The following is a 17,353-nucleotide window of genomic DNA, read 5'->3' on the forward strand; positions in this document are numbered from 1 at the left end:
AAAATTTTTAAGCTTTTTGCCCTTGTAATTTTTTATTTGTAAGCGACCCTCAAACGCTCTTGCCTAAAAAATCTTGAATCGCCTCCACCTTGTCTAATGCCTCCCAGCTAAAACCCTCCCGTCCAAAATGCCCGTAAGTGGCGGTTTTTCTATAAATGGGGCGCAATAGATTAAGACTTTGCATAATGCCCTTTGGTGTGAGTTTAAACAGGGCGCGCACGCATGATTCTAGCACCTCCGGGCTATAAGAGCTAGTATTATGGGTGTTGATATAAACTGAGATAGGATCAACAATGCCAATTGCATAAGCAAGTTGTACCGTAGCGCGCATACAAACCCCGCTAGCTACAAGATTTTTAGCGATATAACGCGCCATGTAAGCTGCGCTTCTATCCACCTTTGAGGGGTCCTTACCGCTAAAAGCCCCGCCTCCATGCGGGCAACTCCCGCCATAAGTATCTACAATGATTTTACGACCCGTCAAACCCGCATCGCCTTGTGGCCCGCCGATAACAAATTTACCTGTAGGGTTGATGTGGTACTTAATATCATCGTTGATAAATTCTTGAGGCAAAACCTTATACACAATCTCCTCAATGATAGCCTCTCTTAAGGATTTTTGATCGATCTCTGGGGAGTGCTGGGTGGAGATCACAATCGTATCAATCCCAATAGGTTTATGCCCCTCATAGCGCACGGTTACTTGTGCCTTGCCATCGGGTCTTAAAAAGGGTAAACAGCCGCTTTTTCTAGCCTGAGCTAGACCTGAGGTGATTGCGTGGGCAAGATGAATGGCTAGGGGCATAAAATTTTGTGTCTCGCTACAAGCATAGCCAAACATCAAGCCTTGATCACCTGCGCCCACTTCGCCATCAGCTCTATCCACCCCTTGGTTAATATCTGGGCTTTGCTCGCCTATACCATTGAGTACGGCCGCACTTCTATAATCAAATCCATAAAGCGCATCGGTATAGCCAATGTCTTTAATCACACCGCGGGCAATTTCTTGCATGGGGGCATAGACGCGGGTTTTAAGCTCGCCTGTGATCACACAAAACCCATTAGCTAATAAAGTTTCACACGCCACCCGCGCCCCTTCATCGCGCTCAATGATATAGTCTAAAATGGCATCGCTGATTTGATCGGCCATTTTATCTGGATGCCCCTCTGTAACCGACTCTGAGGTGAAAAGATAGCGCCCCATAAACTCTCCTTACTGCATTTGTGCGGCCACTTCAGCTGCAAAATCCTCGCTTTTTTTCTCAATCCCTTCGCCCACTTCAAAACGCACAAACTCCACAATTTCTATTTTGTCATGCATTTGCGCGCTCTTTTCCTCTAAAATCTGCTGGATAGTCTTTTTCTCATCCATCACAAAAAATTGCCCTAAAAGGCTGAGGCGTTGATCTAAAAGGGTGTTATCTGCAATGAAGCGCTCCATTTTACCCGGAATGATCTTTTCAAAAATCTTTTCTGGCTTTTTCTGGGCGCGTAGCTCCTCTTTAAACACCTCCTCTTGCGCGCTTAAAACCTCAGGGGTTAATTCCACACGGCTAACATAAGTAGGCATGGTTTTTAAAGGCTTGCCTAAGCGTTTAGCCTCCTCATTTTCCTTTTCTATCTCAGCTATCAAGGCAATCTTTTCTTTGGCTATAAACTCCGGACTAAAGGCTTTATAGCTCAGTACAACCGGCTTCATTGCAGCTGCGTGCATGGCAATTTGGCGGGCTAGTTCTTTGAGTTCTGGGGCATGTTTGGGGTTTTGGTGTACTATTTTAACCACCACCCCCACGCGGTGGTTAGCATGCAAATAGGCATTAATCACCTCATTAGATTTAGCCTGCATAGAGATCAAACGCCTCACCACAATATTTTCCCCAATCTTAGCAATAGCCGCGTGCAAATAATCCTGATAGCTTTGCCCATTTAAAGAGGCTTTTAAAAGCGCTTGCTCACTTGAGATATGTTGATCTTTTGCTAGTTTAAGGGTTTGTTGTACTAGCGCTTTAAAATGCTCGTTTTTAGCCACAAAGTCTGTTTCGCTATTAATCTCTAACATAATGGCCTGTTTATTATCCACATCTAAAGCAATCACCCCCTCGCTTGCCACGCGATCAGCCTTTTTAATGGCCTTACTTAAACCCTTTTCACGCAGATATGCCACCGATTTTTCTAAATCCCCGCCACATTCTACTAAAGCCTTTTTACAATCCATCATAGGCGCATCTGTCATTTCTCTAAGCTGTTTGACCTGCGCTGCACTTACACTACTCATGGCTTTCTCCTAATTCTTGCGCTTGCTCTTGCACTTCCTCTAAAATTTGCTCAGCCCCACTCACCGCTACCATTTCTTCTACCACTTCTTCTACCACTTCTTCTACCACTTCCTCGCTTTTGCCCACTAATTCGCGCCCTTCTGTAATGGCCTCTGCCATTTCTTTACAAAATAAAGCAATAGAGCGAATCGCATCATCATTACCCGGAATAGGGTAGTCAACCAAATCTGGATCGCAGTTAGTATCTAGGGGAGCGATAATAGGAATACCTAATCTTCTAGCCTCAGCAACGGCGATCTTTTCTTTGACTACATCAATAATAAACATCATATCTGGCATCTTTTTCATATGGCGCACGCCCCCTAAATACTTCTCTAGCTTTTCCTTTTTGCGCAAGATCATGAGTTTTTCTTTCTTGGTGAGTAGATCAATTTGGCCGCTATTTTCCATCTCTTCCATGATTTCTAACTTGCGTACAGATTTTCTAATCGTGCTAAAGTTAGTGAGCATGCCGCCTAACCAGCGATAATTAACATAGGGGACATTAACCTGAGTAGCATACTCTTTTAAAGTGTCGCTAGCTTGCTTTTTAGTGCCTACAAACATGATTGTTTTGCCCTCAGCGCTAGCGTCTCTAACGATGTTATAAGTGTAGCGAAAATAGCGCAGGGTTTTTTGTAAGTCTATGATGTGGATATTTTTACGCACACCAAAGATAAAGCGCGCGGTTTTAGGATTCCAACGCCTTGTTTGGTGGCCAAAATGTACGCCACATTCCAATAAATCTTTCATAGTAATCATCAATTCTCCTTAAAGTTTGCCTCCACGCCCCTTTAACACTTTAAGGCTGGGCGTGTGTGATTTTGCATAAAGCAAGTGGCGACTTTAGCACAGATAGCCTAAAAAACAACTAAGCTAAGCCACCTAAAGCTAATGTTTAGAATGATGGGGGTGGCCAGTATGTGGGTTGCCCTTGCCTCCGACATAAGAAAGATTGCCATGGGCATCTACATCATAAGCCTGACCAAACCCTTTTACAAAACGACCCTTGATAAATTCTAATTTGATCAAATGAAAATCTTGCATGTGGCGGATAGTTTCTAGCCCTCTTCCTTTGCCATGTTTATTTAAAAAGCTATCATAGACGCGATCAAACTCCGCCCCCCTGTCTATAAAGTGTAGGTGGGTTTTATAGCGCAAACGACGGCGTAAAATGGGGGATTTAGCGCTAGCTTCATCTTCTAAAAACATGATTTCTACATTGTCTGGGTGGGCTTTAAAGGCTTTAAAATGCTCGGCTACCTCGCTGACATAAATATAAAATTGAGGATGGCCCTCTAGCTCATCTACTAACAAAGCACTATAAGAACAAACCACTTGATTTTCTGGGCTAAGGCTAGCAATACACACACTGCTAAAGCCGGCACGGAAGTTTTCTAAATCTTGTTGCACGCCATGTAAATCGGTGGTTTGTGGGATAGAAGTACATAAACTAATAATGGCATCTTTAACCCCATTAAAATCGCTTACTTTAGAGGGGTAATCAATTTTTAAGCTATTTTGCTTACCCTCTGCGCTGTAGCCAATTTCAATATGCTCAAAGGTGGCTTCTTTTAAATGCACTTCTTGGGCATGTTTAACATTTCCAAACTTAGCTAGCAAGGCCTCCATGTCTTTAACATGGTTTTTATTCATGTGATCAAGGATAAATTGCTTATCCATACAAAGCTCCTTATGTTGGTTTAAAAGCACCATTCTAGCATGGGCAAAATTTATTTTCATTTTAGAAAAATGATTTACAACGCGATTTTAGTACCACTATGCTAGCATGTAATGAAGAGATTTTTAGAAAGGAGTCTTATGCAGGTGTTTGTCAATGGGCAGGCTAAAGAGTTTGTAGAAGTTTTAAATGTCCATGCGGTTATTAAACAACTAGGGATTGAAAAACATGTATGCGCAGTAGCCCTAAATGAAAAGGTAGTTAAAAAAGAGAATTGGGAAAATACAACGCTACAAGAAAACGATCGCTTAGAGTGCTTGCAGTTTATGGGCGGGGGGTGAGAGTAGCCCAGCCAGTCCTTGAAGGGGCTATTTTTGTATCTGATGTCCACCACCAAGAGGGTTTATCTCACTTCCCCAACCTTTTAGATCACCTTCTAGCTAATCCGCCCAGCCAGCTTTTTTTAATGGGGGATATTTTTCAGATTTTAGTAGGCAGTGTCAAAAGTAGTTATAAGCCTTATATCCGTATTTTAGAACAACTAGAATTACTTAGCCAAAAAAGTACCCTTTTTTATTTTGAGGGCAACCACGATTTTGGATTAGACCAACTTCCCTACTTAAAAAATATCCAAATTTATCCTAGAAAGATCCAGCCCATTCCCTTTATTTGCCAACATAAACTCTTTTTATTAGCCCATGGGGATTTATTTTTAAAATGGGGGTATGAAATTTATATTAGGCTTTTATCTAGCCGGTTTTCTATCAAGACTTTAGGATTTTTAGATCAAATAATCCCCCTTTATGCCCCCCTTACAGCCCCTATTTATCGTAAGAAAATTAGATCTCTAAGACCAAATCAAGAAGTCTTTAAAGACTTTAGTAAGCAACGCCTAGCTTGCTATAAACATTGGCGCAATAAGATCGCCCCTACGCTTGATTTAGGCGGTGTTATTGAGGGGCATTTTCACATCGGCCGTTTTTATAAGTCTAATCAAGATTTGTTGTATATAGCTTTGCCCTCTTTTTATCATAACCAAGAAATTTGCCAATACACAGGGATTAAAACAGGGTTACAAATCCGCTGTTTAAACTAATAGAAATTAGGGTAAAATCAAGCCATTAAACCACCCAATAGGAATAATTTTGACAGAGCAAAGTTTAGATACGGCGTTGAATTTAGGAGAAATTGAGTTGGTGGATTTTAGAATTTTTGGCTTGCAGGGGGATAAACCCTATGAGGGCATTTATGGAATCAATGTTTCTAAAGTACAAGAAATTATCATGATGCCTGAAATCTTTGAATTCCCCACCAATTTAAACTATATCTTAGGTGTTTTTGATCTGCGCTCTACAATCATTCCTCTAATTGATCTATCTACTTGGCTTGGGATTGTCCCTGATGAAAAGCGCGTTGTAGAAAAAGTGGTGGTGATCACTGAATTTAGCAATGTCAAAATGGGTTTTGTGGTGCATGAAGCCAAACGCATCCGCCGCATTGATTGGAGTGATGTAGAACCGGCTACTTTTAGCTCGCATAATACGGTAGATGGCAATAAGATCACAGGAATTACCAAAGTTGAGGGCGATAAGACTTTGCTTATTTTAGATTTAGAAAGTATTTTAGATGATTTAGAACTCCATGTGGCTGAACCTAAGAAAGAATCACAAAAACAGCAGATTAAAAAGTTTGAGGGGACTGTTTTATTTGTAGATGATAGCAGGACTGCTAGGAAAGCCATTAAACACGCTTTATTAAAACTAGGTTTTGATGTGGTGGAGGCTGTAGATGGTAAAGATGGGTTAGAGAAGTTAGAAAAACTCTATGAGCAGTATCAAGAGAATTTAACCAAACACCTTAAATTAATCGTGTCTGATGTGGAGATGCCTAAAATGGATGGGTATCATTTCTTTTCTAAAATCCAAGAGGACGCCCGCTTTGCTAATATCCCGGTGATTTTTAATTCTTCTATCTGTGATGATTATAGCGCGCAAAAGGCTTTAGATTTAGGGGCTAAGGGCTATTTGGTTAAATTTGATGCTAATCGCTTTATAGATGAGGTGAGCCGGGTTCTGGGTTAAGTGGGCAATTAAGTATAATACAACATCAAAAAATTAGAGGTGCTTAATGGATGATATGAAAGAAATCATGGAGGACTTCTTAGTAGAAGCCTTTGAAATGAATGAACAACTCGATCAGGATTTAGTGGAGTTAGAGCATAATCCTGAAGACCCAGATTTATTAAACCGCATTTTTAGGGTAGCACACACTATCAAAGGCTCTAGTTCCTTTCTTAATTTAGATACCCTAACCCATTTAACCCACAACATGGAAGATGTGCTTAATCGCGCGCGCAAAAACGAATTAAAGATCACGCCTGATGTGATGGATGTGGTGTTGCGCTCGGTAGATTTGATGAAAACTTTACTTGTAACTATCCGCAATACCGGTAGTGATGCTAATTCTGGGGTGGATATTTCAGATGTGGTTAAAAAATTACAAGCCATCGCACAAAGCCCGGAAGCAGGAGCGCAAGAAGCAGAGGCTCAACCAAGTGTACAAACTCCCCCACAAGAAACCCCCCCACAAGAGAGTACAGCTCAAGCACCTCAAGGAGCAGATAATCCTTTAGCAAATGAGCCAGAACCAGATCTAGCTAAGATGAGTCCAGAAGAGGTAGAAAAAGAGATCGCCCGCTTGTTGCAGTTGCGCCAAGAAGCAGATAAAGCCCGCCGTGCCCAGAAAAAAGAGCAAGCCGCTAAAAACCCCCCACCCCCTCCTCCACCCCCTAAAGCCCCTCCAAAAGCTGCCCCCGCTGCTAAAGGCACTAAAGAAAAATCTGTAGCTATTGGGGTGGAGCAAACGGTACGCGTAGATGTGGGGCGACTTGATCACCTCATGAATTTAATTGGGGAGTTAGTGTTAGGCAAAAACCGCTTGATTCGCATTTATGGAGATGTGGAGGAACGCTATGATGGGGAAAAATTCTTAGAAGAGCTTAACCAAGTGGTTTCTTCTATTTCAGCTGTAACTACAGATTTACAATTAGCGGTGATGAAAACTAGAATGCAACCCATTGGTAAGGTGTTTAATAAATTCCCGCGCATGGTACGCGATTTGAGTCGCGAACTAGGTAAAAGCATTGAACTAGCTATTGATGGGGAGGAAACAGAGTTAGATAAATCCATTGTAGAGGAAATTGGCGATCCGCTTATCCATATAATCCGTAATTCTTGCGACCATGGGATTGAAAAACCTGAAGATCGCAAAATGTTAGGCAAACCTGAAACTGGGCGCGTAGAACTAAGTGCTTATAATGAGGGCAATCATATCGTGATTAAAATCACTGATGATGGGGCAGGAATGGATCCGGAGAAGCTTAAGGCAAAGGCTATAGAAAAAGGCATTATTACTGAGCGCGATGCAGCCGCTATGACGGATAAAGAAGCGCTTAACATCGTTTTTAAACCGGGTTTTTCTACGGCTAAAGTGGTGAGTAATGTCTCTGGGCGGGGTGTGGGAATGGATGTGGTAAAAACCAATATTGAAAAACTCAATGGGATTATTGAGCTAGAATCACAAGTGGGTGTTGGCACAGTTGAAAAACTTAAAATTCCATTAACTTTAGCCATTATCCAAGCCTTGTTAGTGGGTGTGCAAGAAGAATACTACGCCATTCCACTTTCATCGGTGCTTGAAACCGTGCGTATTAGCCAAGATGAAATTTATAGCGTTGATGGAAAAAGTGTGTTGCGTTTGCGCGATGAAGTACTTTCTTTGGTGCGTTTAGCTGATATTTTTAAAGTGGATGCGATCTTAGAAGGCTCTAAAGAGGTGTATGTGGTGATCATCGGGCTAGCCGATCAAAAAATCGGGGTGATTGTGGATTATTTAATTGGCCAAGAGGAAGTGGTGATTAAATCTTTGGGCTATTATCTTAAAAGCACTAAAGGCATTGCAGGGGCGACGGTGCGTGGTGATGGCAAAATTACTTTAATTGTAGATGTGGGCACAATGATGGAAATGGCTAAAAATGTAAAGGTAAATGTCAATAGCCTTATTGATCAAGCCCAAAATTCTAATGCCAAAAACGCGCCTAGTGATTATATAGTCTTAGCCATTGATGATAGCAGTACCGACCGGGCGATGATGCGCAAATCTCTTAAACCTCTAGGGGTTACCGTGCTAGAAGCAACCAATGGATTAGAGGGGCTAGAAATGGTTAAAAATGCTGATAAAGTCCCAGATGCCGTACTAGTAGATATTGAAATGCCTAAGATGGACGGTTATACCTTTGCCTCTGAGGTGCGCAAATACAATAAATACAAAAACTTACCCCTCATTGCCGTAACTTCTAGGGTTACTAAAACCGATCGTATCCGTGGGGTAGAAAGTGGCATGACTGAATACATCACTAAGCCTTATAGCCCGGAATATCTAGCCAATGTGGTTAAACGAAGCATTAAATTAGAGGATTAAGGAGAATACATGCAGCAAGATACAATGGCATTAAAAGAGCTGTTTGAAAAGCAAAAGAAAGGGGATAAGGAGGAAAAGCCGGAGGAAAGCGAGGAAATATTACAATTCATCGGCTTTATTATTGGCAATGAGGAATATGCTATCCCCATTCTTAATATTTTAGAAATTGTTAAACCCATTGGTTATACACGCGTACCAGAAACGCCTAACTATGTTTTAGGCGTGTTTAATTTGCGGGGTAATGTTTTCCCCCTCATTAGTTTACGGATTAAATTTGGATTGCCCCCTGAAAAACTCAATAAAGACATGCGTTATTTAGTGGTGCGCCATAACGATCAAATCGCCGGGTTTTATATTGATCGCTTAACAGAGGCAATTCGCATTAAACAATCCGATATTGATCCGGTACCTGAAACCCTTTTAGAAAATAACCAGCTAATCTATGGCATTGGCAAGCGAGAGGATAAATTGGTTTCTATTTTAAAAGTAGAAGAAATCTTGAAAAAAGATTTCTAATACAGGGTAATTTAAATGAATGCACTGCTTTCTAAACTAAAGATTAGTACAAAAATCGTTGTGAGTGTGTGTTTTATTGTAGTGCTAGGGATTGCAATTTTAGGTTTTATTGTGAGTACTAAGGTGCGCAACACAACAAGGGTAAATACCATTGAAGTTTTGAGTTCTGAAATTGAAGAGGGCGCATCGCGTCTGCAGAGAAATATTAATAGAATGTTTGTTGCGCTTAAAAATTTAAATATGGATTTGGCCTCCCTTGATTTAGCCCATAATGAAAAAGAACGGGATAGATTAATGAAGCGGTTTTTAAACGACGAGCACCATGTTAAAGTGGTTAGTGTTTCTTCTTTTAATAGCCCTAATGATTTTTACATGGCACGCCGCATAGGAAAATCTATTGAAATTTCAAAAACTAATAACTCTTATAACCCAGATATTTATCACAAAGTACTACAAGATCATAGCCTGCATAAAGGTAACCCCCATTTTAGAAAGATTGATGGTGAAACGGTTTATGGTTTTGATTTTGGCATACCTTTAAAAAAGGTACAAAATGGTAGTGCTAAAGTAGTGGGTGTGATGATTGCCTTTGTGAGTATTGATAGTTTTAGTGATATGATCTTGCGCGAGAAAAAAGATACCTTTTTAATGCAAGAGAGTGGGTATTTATTGCTTATTTATAGTGAAAAACTTCAGGGTAAACTTTTAGACGAGGTTAATCCTGATCCTTCAGCAAAACAAGTTGTCAATTTAACACGAGAAGGGTATTCAGGGGCTATAGATTACCATGCCTTGCGTACTAATAAAGATAGCTTTTTATTTATTAAAAGCTTTGATATTTTTGACAAAGTGGATTCGGGTGGTTTTAAATTTAACTGGGCTTTGGCTAGATTTGTGAGTAGAGATGAAGTTTTTGCCGTCGCTTATGAATTACAGAAATTGATTTTAATTGCCGGTAGTGTTGTGGTGCTTATTTTAATCGTTGCTGTATATTTACTAGTGCGTTATTTAGTGGGTAACCGTATCGTGGTGGTTTCTACTACGCTAGATGGGTTTTTTAGATTGCTAAATGATCCTAAAAAGGGCGGTGATGTCCATATTGTTAAGACAAATGTACTTGATGAAATTGGGCGCATGCAACAATCCATTAATAAAAATGTTTTAAGAATCCATGAAAATACCAAAGCGGATAATACAACCATTGAGGATATGTTAAATGTGGTGCGCCACATTAAAGAGGGGGATTTTACCCAAAAGATTACAGCTATCCCTAATAGCCCAAGCTTACTCCAACTTAAAGAACTTTTTAATGATGTGATTATCTATCTGCAGCAACATATTGGCTCACACATGCAAGTGATCAACCAAGCCTTTGAGCGTTATAAGGTTTTAGACTTCACACAGGGCATTACTAACCCCTCTGGGGATATGGAAAAGGCTATTGATGATTTAGGGGCAGAAATTAAAAGAATGTTGCGCACTTCTTTAGACTTTGCTAGCGCGCTCACTCAAGAATCACAGGGGCTAAAAACCTGTGTAGATAATCTAACTAGTAGCGCTAACCAACAAAATAAGAACTTGCTACACACTTCTAAATCCATAGAGGCCATTACAGAAAGCATTGCTAGCATTAGCCAAAAAAGTGAGGGAATGATCGCACAAGGTCAGGATATTAGAAATATTGTAGAAATTATTAAAGATATTGCCGATCAAACTAATTTATTAGCCCTTAATGCGGCTATTGAGGCCGCACGCGCAGGCGAACATGGTAGAGGTTTTGCGGTGGTGGCTGATGAGGTGAGAAAACTTGCCGAGCGCACGCAAAAATCCTTAGGAGAAATTGAATCTAATATCAATGTTTTATTACAAAGTATTGCCGATGCTTCTGAATCTATTAAAATGCAAAGCCAGAGTGTGGAGGAAATCAACGCCTCTTTAGAAACTTTCAAACAAGACACACAGAATAATTTAAATATCGCTCACACTTCCCTAGAAGTGGGTAATAACATTGATCACATTTCTAAAGACATTTTAGAGGACGCCAATAAGAAGAAATTTTAATGCAAATTATTAAAAAAATCCTTTGGGTTTTATTTATTTTACCCGTTGTTTTGGGGGGAGTCTTTGGGGGGGTGTATTTGCTGTATTTGTGGATGCAGGCCTCTATTGATGTACAAAAGGTGGTGGATTATAAACCAAATGTGATCACTAAAATTGTAGATAGCAGAGGGCGGCTTATTGCTAATTTATACGATAAGGAATTTCGCATTTACGCGCCCTTTTCTGAGATTCCCCCTAGAATGGTAGAGGCTCTCTTAGCAGTAGAAGACACGCTATTTTTTGAACATGGCGGGGTGAATTTAGATGCGATTTTACGCGCTTTTTTAAAGAATCTACGCAACCAAAAATACGCCGAAGGGGGTAGCACACTCACCCAGCAACTGGTTAAAAACATGCTTTTAACGCGGACTAAAACTCTAGATCGCAAGATTAAAGAAATGATTTTATCTGTAAAACTAGAGCAAGTGTTGAGTAAAGAGCAAATTTTAGAGCGCTACTTTAACCAAACCTTCTTTGGGCATGGGTTTTATGGGATCAAAACGGCAAGTTTGGGCTATTTTAAAAAACCTCTAGCGCTTTTGACTTTAAAAGAAATGGCGATGTTAGTAGCCCTCCCACGCGCCCCCTCATTTTATGATCCAACTAAGCGGCTAGATTTCTCCCTAGCTAGGGCTAATAGCATCATTAAGCGCATGCATGATTTAGGTTGGATAACAGATAATGAGATGTACTTGGCATTAAATGAAGTGCCTAAGGTTTATAACACAACTCTAACCCAAAATGTTGCCCCCTATGTGGTAGATGAAGTGGTGCGTACTTTGGCTTTCTTGCCAGATTTAAAAACGGGTGGATACACCATTAAACTTTATATCAATTTAGATTATCAAAAAATGGCCCAAGATTCCTTGCGATTAGGCTATGAAAATGTCAGCCATAAACTCCATGAGAGTGCAGATAGTACGCTAAATGGGGCGATGGTGGTAACAGAGACTAAAAGCGGGCATATTTTAGCATTAGTAGGCGGAATAGATCACCAAAAAAGCGCCTTTAACCGCGCCACCCAAACCAAGCGGCAATTTGGTAGTGCAGTTAAGCCCTTTATTTATCAAATCGCCTTTAATAGTGGGCTATCTGGCGCGTCGCTAATCCCAGATGTAGCCCGCAGTTTTAATAACGCTAGCGCCACCTCCAAACAACGCCACTGGCGTCCTAAGAATGATAACCATAAATTTAATGGCCTTGTAACCCTTAAAAGCGCGCTCACCCATTCGCTTAATCTAGCCACCCTTAATTTAGTAGATTATGTGGGTTTTGATACGATTTATAGGGATTTAAGCGCCTTTGGATTTGAAAACCTACCTAAAAATATGTCCATTGCTTTGGGTAGTTTTGGAATTTCCCCATTAGAGGCTAGCATGCAATATTCGCTTTTTTCTAATTATGGAAATATCCTTGAACCTATTTTAATTGAGAGTATCACCGATGCTAAAGGGCATGACAAACCTCTTAAAATCCCAGCCCCTAAAACCGTTTTATCTAAAGCACAGGCCTTTCTTACCCTTTCTGTTCTTGAAAATGTTGTAGAAAATGGAACGGGCAAACAGGCCCAAGTTCCCGGGTTAGAAATAGCGGGTAAAACAGGGACTTCTAATAATTATGTAGATGCGTGGTTTTGTGGGTTTAGCCCTAGTTTACAGACCATTATTTGGTATGGGAGAGATGATAATACCAGCATTGGACATGGCATGGCAGGGGGGGCAGTGGCCGCTCCTGTTTTTGCTGACTTTATGAAAAAAGCCCTCCAACTTAACCCCGCGCTTAAACGGCATTTTGAAATCCCAGAAGATGTGATCAAACAAACAATCAATGGAGAGACTTATTACACCACCAAAGAATCCCAAGCGCCTACAATGCAAACCACCGCCCCCTTACTTTTTTAAGAGCTTGACAAACACTTTTAAAAAATGCTAGAATTGGCTTTTTGTGTGATCGACCCGTTAGCTCAGTAGGTAGAGCAATTCCCTTTTAAGGAATGGGCCGCTGGTTCGAATCCAGCACGGGTCACCAAGGCTCCTTCATCTAGTGGTTAGGATACCACCCTTTCACGGTGGTTACAGGGGTTCAAATCCCCTAGGAGTCACCACAAGGTCGCTTAGCTCAGTTGGTAGAGCGCCACCCTTACAAGGTGGATGTCATAAGTTCGAGTCTTATAGCGACCACCATTGGAGCGGTAGTTCAGCTGGTTAGAATACCTGCCTGTCACGCAGGGGGTCGCGGGTTCAAGTCCCGTCCGTTCCGCCACTCTTCCCCAGCTTTTTTATACTTAAGACCCCTTCATCTAGTGGCCAAGGATACCACTCTTTCAAGGTGGAAACGGAAGTTCAAATCTTTCAGGGGTCGCCACTATCTTGGGCATTCTAAAAAGAGATCAAAGCTTGCTTTATTGCGTAGTTCTCGCTTAAAATCTAAATTAATCATGACTTCTTTACTATGGCTAAAGGTATCAATGAGTTGTTTTCTAATTACAATGCGGCAATTTTGGGTGTCAAATTGGTAGGGGATTTTATCAATATCAATTTCAAACCGGGTAGGGGTTTTTTGTGTTAAAGCATAGCGCTGGTAAGCGGTGTTAATGCTATGGTTTTTTTGATCTTTCTGGGAATACTGATAAGTATTAAGACGGCCTTCAATATTGGTGATTTGTGTTGAGGCGTTATTGAGTGTAAAGGTTTGGGTTTGTTGTTTGGTTAAAAACACCTCCCCTTGCATGAATTTTTGTAGTTCTAAGGAATGGGTGGTTAAGAATAATTTACCATGTGATTCTTCTACCCCCACCTCGTTTTGCCTAAGAGGGTAGTAGTTTTCTTGGAGAAAAACCACCTTTTTTAGATCGTCCCCTTTAGCTTTGATGTGTTGTGTAACCTGTTGGCTAGATTGACGGGCTGTTTGCAGATGGTTGTGATTTACCGTATTAGTAATATCTTCCTTATAATTGAAATTGTAAATAGGTACTACATCACGGGGGTGTCCACAGCCTAAAAAAAGCCAGATAGCCATGAAATACACAAATAGCCCATATACACCCCGCACCCTAAACTTATCCATTAAAGACCCTTCTTTAAGTTTTAAAGCTTATAATTCAGGGCTTATAATAAATTAATATGTCTTAAATTTAGAGGGGGTTAGGTTGGTTGTGGTATCTTGTATCCAAAAACTAAAGGAGCTTACATGCTTAAAATTGCTATTTTGGGCAAGCCAAATGTAGGTAAAAGCTCTTTATTTAATTGCTTGCTTAAAAGCCGTAGCGCAATCACCTCTGATATTGCCGGTACAACCCGGGATATTAAAAAGCAAACCTTTTTACTAGCAGGCCATGGGGTGGAGCTTTGGGACACGGGCGGGTTTGATGCAGATAGTATTTTTGGAGCGCAGATTAAATCTTTTAATTTAGAAGCGATTAAAGCTAGCGATCTCATTCTCTATGTTGTAGATGGTAAAATCCCCCCACAAGATGAGGATAAACAGTACCTGCTTGAGATACAAAAACAAAAACGGGCATGTTTTTTACTTGTTAATAAATTAGATAACCAAGTAGAAGAATTAGCGGGTTATGAATTTGCTAGTTTGGGCATTAAAGAGATGTTTTTTATTTCTGTTAGCCATAATAAAGGTCTAAACACCCTTACAAATGCCATTTTAAAACATTTTCATCTAAAACCCTTAGAATCGCCAACCCATTTAAGTAGCAATCCTGCTATCCAAGTAGGAATTATCGGGCGGGTTAATGTGGGTAAAAGCTCTCTTTTAAATGCCTTGATAGAGCAAGAACGCGCCTTAGTCTCTGATATTCCGGGTACCACTATTGATCCGGTTGATCAAAGTATTTCTCATCATAATCAAGAAATTTGTTTTGTAGATACCGCGGGTTTGCGCCAAAGAAGTAAAGTGGAAGGCTTAGAAAAATTTGCCCTTGATCGCACGCGAAAAGTCCTTGAAAAATCCCATATTGCCCTCTTAGTTTTAGATGCTAGTACACCCTTTGTAGAATTAGATGAAAAAATTGCCTCTTTGGCCGGTGAGTATAATTTGGGGGTGATTGTGGTGTTTAATAAATGGGATATTAAACATGCTGGATTTGAAACAATTATAGAGGATTTTAAACATAAATTTAAATTTTTACAATATGCCCCGCTTCTTACAACAAGTGCTATCTCTAAGCGCCATATCCTCCAAATTAAAGATAAAATCCTAGAAGTTTATCGCTACTTCTCCATGCGCATTAGCACCAGTACGCTTAATCAAACCATTATAGAGGCCACAGAAAAACACCCACTCCCAAGCGATCATGGCAAAATTGTGCGGATTTATTACAGCACCCAATTTGCCTCTTGTCCGCCCCAAATTGCTTTGGTGATGAATCGCCCTAAGGCTTTGCATTTTAGCTATAAGCGTTATCTCACTAATACTTTGCGCGCTAAGTTTGGCTTTTTAGGTACGCCTATTTTGCTACTAGCCAGAGGCAAAGAAGAAACTTTGCAAACATGAGTACGGCCTACTTTTTAGATTTTATACAGACTCCAGATGTGGCGCGCGCACATATTTTTTATGCCCTTAAGTGCAGTGTTAAAGAGGCTAAAATTTTACAGTATCTAGGTAGCCAATATCTCAAAGGGCATAGTAATTTAGGGGTGATGCATATCCTAGAAATGCTTTTTGATGCCAAAGAGGAAAAAGCACTACCCCACCTTACTTCTGTTAAAAATCTCTTAGATTTAGGATGGGCAATTCAAGAAAAACACGCTAGAAGACAAGAATTATTACTCCTAGAATTGCTAGATAGCTCTTTAAGTTTAAGCCATGCCTTTTTTAAACTCACAGAAGATGGATACAGCAAACACCCCTTTTTAGAGATCACACCCTATATTGATCATTTAGACTACTTTAATGATTGGTTTTTAAAAATTGAGCTTTTAATCAAACTGCAAAGAGTGGGTTTACGGGGGCGTGCAAAAATCAAAGAGGAACTAGAACTCTTAGAGCATAAAATGAAGGCGCGTATAAAAAGTACAACACCTGCTCTTTCTGTGCAAAAATTTTTGAATAAACACAATCTAACGCCTAAGGAGAGACTTATTTTCTTTGCCCTGCTTAAAGATGTTTATAATAGCCGTGATTATGATAAAGAGGAAGAATCTTTAAACTATTATCAAAATTTATTGCATCTATTGAGTGCAGATGGGAGTGCTCCTGAACAAAATGCTACGCTTTTAAGCCCCACAAGTCCTTTAATCAAAAAAAAGATTGTAGAGTTTGAAGAATCACTTGATCCCTTTGATCAAGGGCTAGTGCGCCAATTCTTTTTACAAGAATCCATTTTAGAAACCATCACCTCCCCTAATAATGCGCGTACCCATGCCACTCTTAAGAATATCCTTAAAGATAGCGATATTTTTGAGGCTTTGGAGTCTAAAGTGGGTTTAGAGGAAGTGGTGTTAAGCCAAAAGACTAAAGAAACCCTAGAGATTTTACTCAAACAAATGAATCCACAAATGCAACAACGGTTAAGAGATTGGGGTTTAGCAAATAAAACTCATAAGGATTTTGAAGCAAAAATTATCTTTTATGGGCCTCCGGGTACGGGTAAAACCATGAGTGCGCTAGCTTTGGCTAAAAGTTTGAAAAAAGAAGTTTTGGGTTTTGATTGCTCTAAAATCCTTTCTATGTATGTGGGCGAATCAGAAAAAAATGTACGCAAAATCTTTGATGATTACCAAAAAATTGCTAAACAATGCAAAAATCCGCCCATTTTACTTTTAGATGAAGCCGATCAATTTTTAAGTACCCGTACTGCAGCTAGCGGTGGCGCGGATAAAATGCATAACCAAATGCAAAACATCTTTTTACACCAGATTGAAAAGTTTGAGGGGGTGTTAATTGCTACAACTAATTTATTAGAAACCTTAGACACCGCCTTTTCACGGCGTTTTAACCATAAAATTGAGTTTAGACTCCCTACTTTTGAACAGCGGGTGGAGTTGTGGAAAAAATATCTACCCAAAAATGCCCCCTACGCGCCCCCACACACTAGAGAAAGTCTAGCCCACAATCTAGCCCGCCATGCTCTCAGTGGGGGGCAAATTGCCTTAGTGGTTAAAAATACGGCCTATAAAATTGCTACCTATGAAAACCCTCTTTTTAGCTTAGAAGATTTGATAGCCGAAATCCATAAAGAAAAACAAGGTAATTTTGATAGCTCTAAAAATATTGGCTTTGGTTTACAAAAATTACAATAAAGGATTGA

General features: G+C 40.2%; 14 protein-coding genes and 5 tRNA genes. 14 read left to right on the top strand and 5 right to left on the bottom strand.

Translation table 11 applies throughout. From position 1 onward, the window contains the following. Positions 1–49: 49 nt before the first annotated feature. The 4 genes from metK to G6Q00_RS02055 all read right to left on the bottom strand — a co-directional run bounded on the left by metK (position 50) and on the right by G6Q00_RS02055 (position 3,998). On the bottom strand, positions 50–1,204 hold the full coding sequence (gene metK / locus G6Q00_RS02040; protein WP_163531801.1) for a methionine adenosyltransferase: 1,155 nt from the start codon (positions 1,202–1,204) through the stop codon (positions 50–52). 9 nt (positions 1,205–1,213) lie between these two features. Continuing rightward, positions 1,214–2,275 carry a translation elongation factor Ts gene (gene tsf / locus G6Q00_RS02045; RefSeq protein WP_163531802.1) on the bottom strand — a complete coding sequence of 354 codons (1,062 nt, stop codon included), beginning with the start codon at positions 2,273–2,275 and terminating at the stop codon, positions 1,214–1,216. Then, the gene (gene rpsB, locus G6Q00_RS02050; RefSeq protein WP_205426457.1) at positions 2,268–3,077 is read right to left on the bottom strand and encodes a 30S ribosomal protein S2; all 810 of its coding nucleotides are present in this window, start codon (positions 3,075–3,077) and stop codon (positions 2,268–2,270) included. Before rpsB ends, tsf begins: the two co-directional genes overlap by 8 nt. A 129-nt stretch (positions 3,078–3,206) precedes the next feature. After that, the gene (locus tag G6Q00_RS02055; protein WP_163531803.1) at positions 3,207–3,998 is read right to left on the bottom strand and encodes a HugZ family heme oxygenase; all 792 of its coding nucleotides are present in this window, start codon (positions 3,996–3,998) and stop codon (positions 3,207–3,209) included. A 138-nt stretch (positions 3,999–4,136) separates the two neighbouring features. On the opposite strand from G6Q00_RS02055, the gene thiS reads away from it, so the two are divergent. The 12 genes from thiS to G6Q00_RS02115 all read left to right on the top strand — a co-directional run bounded on the left by thiS (position 4,137) and on the right by G6Q00_RS02115 (position 13,455). Then, positions 4,137–4,337: a sulfur carrier protein ThiS gene (gene thiS, locus G6Q00_RS02060; RefSeq protein ID WP_163531804.1), complete on the top strand. Its 201-nt coding sequence runs from the start codon at positions 4,137–4,139 to the stop codon at positions 4,335–4,337. Then, positions 4,310–5,092, top strand: a complete 783-nt coding sequence (locus tag G6Q00_RS02065) for a metallophosphoesterase (RefSeq protein ID WP_240330930.1) — start codon at positions 4,310–4,312, stop codon at positions 5,090–5,092. The genes thiS and G6Q00_RS02065 overlap by 28 nt, the downstream gene beginning before the upstream one ends. A gap of 49 nt (positions 5,093–5,141) precedes the next feature. After that, positions 5,142–6,077, top strand: coding sequence for a chemotaxis protein CheV (locus G6Q00_RS02070; RefSeq protein ID WP_163531805.1), 936 nt, complete (start codon positions 5,142–5,144; stop codon positions 6,075–6,077). A gap of 46 nt (positions 6,078–6,123) precedes the next feature. Then, entirely contained in the window at positions 6,124–8,475 is a 2,352-nt protein-coding gene (locus G6Q00_RS02075) for a hybrid sensor histidine kinase/response regulator (RefSeq protein ID WP_163531806.1), read from the top strand. A 24-nt stretch (positions 8,476–8,499) separates the two neighbouring features. Further along, a complete protein-coding gene (locus G6Q00_RS02080; protein ID WP_163498986.1) occupies positions 8,500–8,991 on the top strand; it encodes a chemotaxis protein CheW in 492 nt (163 codons plus the stop codon). Between the two features lie 1,470 nt (positions 8,992–10,461). Continuing rightward, positions 10,462–11,052 carry a methyl-accepting chemotaxis protein gene (locus G6Q00_RS08800; RefSeq protein ID WP_240329532.1) on the top strand — a complete coding sequence of 197 codons (591 nt, stop codon included), beginning with the start codon at positions 10,462–10,464 and terminating at the stop codon, positions 11,050–11,052. Then, the gene (locus G6Q00_RS02090) at positions 11,052–12,992 is read left to right on the top strand and encodes a transglycosylase domain-containing protein (RefSeq protein ID WP_430750783.1); all 1,941 of its coding nucleotides are present in this window, start codon (positions 11,052–11,054) and stop codon (positions 12,990–12,992) included. The genes G6Q00_RS08800 and G6Q00_RS02090 overlap by 1 nt, the downstream gene beginning before the upstream one ends. A gap of 51 nt (positions 12,993–13,043) precedes the next feature. Then, positions 13,044–13,119: transfer RNA gene (locus G6Q00_RS02095), tRNA-Lys, on the top strand. Between the two features lies 1 nt (position 13,120). Beyond that, positions 13,121–13,195, top strand: a tRNA-Glu gene (locus tag G6Q00_RS02100). Positions 13,196–13,198: 3 nt separating this feature from the next. Beyond that, positions 13,199–13,274, top strand: a tRNA-Val gene (locus tag G6Q00_RS02105). A gap of 2 nt (positions 13,275–13,276) precedes the next feature. Further along, a tRNA-Asp gene (locus tag G6Q00_RS02110) sits at positions 13,277–13,353 on the top strand. A gap of 26 nt (positions 13,354–13,379) precedes the next feature. Continuing rightward, a tRNA-Glu gene (locus G6Q00_RS02115) sits at positions 13,380–13,455 on the top strand. Here G6Q00_RS02115 and G6Q00_RS02120 read toward each other — a convergent pair. Next, complete coding sequence (locus G6Q00_RS02120) at positions 13,456–14,157, bottom strand: cell surface protein (protein ID WP_240330931.1); 702 nt, start codon at positions 14,155–14,157, stop codon at positions 13,456–13,458. A 123-nt stretch (positions 14,158–14,280) separates the two neighbouring features. Here G6Q00_RS02120 and der point away from each other — a divergent pair, with 123 nt between their 5' ends. Together der and G6Q00_RS02130 are read left to right on the top strand one after the other, a co-directional pair. Continuing rightward, a complete protein-coding gene (gene der, locus G6Q00_RS02125; RefSeq protein ID WP_163531808.1) occupies positions 14,281–15,597 on the top strand; it encodes a ribosome biogenesis GTPase Der in 1,317 nt (438 codons plus the stop codon). Beyond that, positions 15,594–17,345 (top strand): AAA family ATPase, encoded by a 1,752-nt coding sequence (locus tag G6Q00_RS02130; RefSeq protein ID WP_163531809.1) that lies wholly within the window; start codon positions 15,594–15,596, stop codon positions 17,343–17,345. The genes der and G6Q00_RS02130 overlap by 4 nt, the downstream gene beginning before the upstream one ends. Positions 17,346–17,353: the final 8 nt, after the last annotated feature.

The organism is Helicobacter suis (genome assembly GCF_902196125.1).
GTDB classification, from domain to species: Bacteria; Campylobacterota; Campylobacteria; order Campylobacterales; family Helicobacteraceae; genus Helicobacter; species Helicobacter suis_B.

Excerpts from the sequence above, each read along its gene's own strand:
- rpsB (WP_205426457.1), bottom strand. The coding sequence starts at position 3,077 with ATGATTACTATGAAAGATTTATTGGAATGTGGCGTACATTTTGGCCAC.
- G6Q00_RS02120 (WP_240330931.1), bottom strand. The coding sequence starts at position 14,157 with ATGGATAAGTTTAGGGTGCGGGGTGTATATGGGCTATTTGTGTATTTC.
- G6Q00_RS08800 (WP_240329532.1), top strand. The coding sequence starts at position 10,462 with ATGTTGCGCACTTCTTTAGACTTTGCTAGCGCGCTCACTCAAGAATCA.
- tsf (WP_163531802.1), bottom strand. The coding sequence starts at position 2,275 with ATGAGTAGTGTAAGTGCAGCGCAGGTCAAACAGCTTAGAGAAATGACA.
- G6Q00_RS02075 (WP_163531806.1), top strand. The coding sequence starts at position 6,124 with ATGGATGATATGAAAGAAATCATGGAGGACTTCTTAGTAGAAGCCTTT.
- G6Q00_RS02090 (WP_430750783.1), top strand. The coding sequence starts at position 11,052 with ATGCAAATTATTAAAAAAATCCTTTGGGTTTTATTTATTTTACCCGTT.
- der (WP_163531808.1), top strand. The coding sequence starts at position 14,281 with ATGCTTAAAATTGCTATTTTGGGCAAGCCAAATGTAGGTAAAAGCTCT.
- thiS (WP_163531804.1), top strand. The coding sequence starts at position 4,137 with ATGCAGGTGTTTGTCAATGGGCAGGCTAAAGAGTTTGTAGAAGTTTTA.
- G6Q00_RS02130 (WP_163531809.1), top strand. The coding sequence starts at position 15,594 with ATGAGTACGGCCTACTTTTTAGATTTTATACAGACTCCAGATGTGGCG.
- metK (WP_163531801.1), bottom strand. The coding sequence starts at position 1,204 with ATGGGGCGCTATCTTTTCACCTCAGAGTCGGTTACAGAGGGGCATCCA.
- G6Q00_RS02055 (WP_163531803.1), bottom strand. The coding sequence starts at position 3,998 with ATGGATAAGCAATTTATCCTTGATCACATGAATAAAAACCATGTTAAA.
- G6Q00_RS02080 (WP_163498986.1), top strand. The coding sequence starts at position 8,500 with ATGGCATTAAAAGAGCTGTTTGAAAAGCAAAAGAAAGGGGATAAGGAG.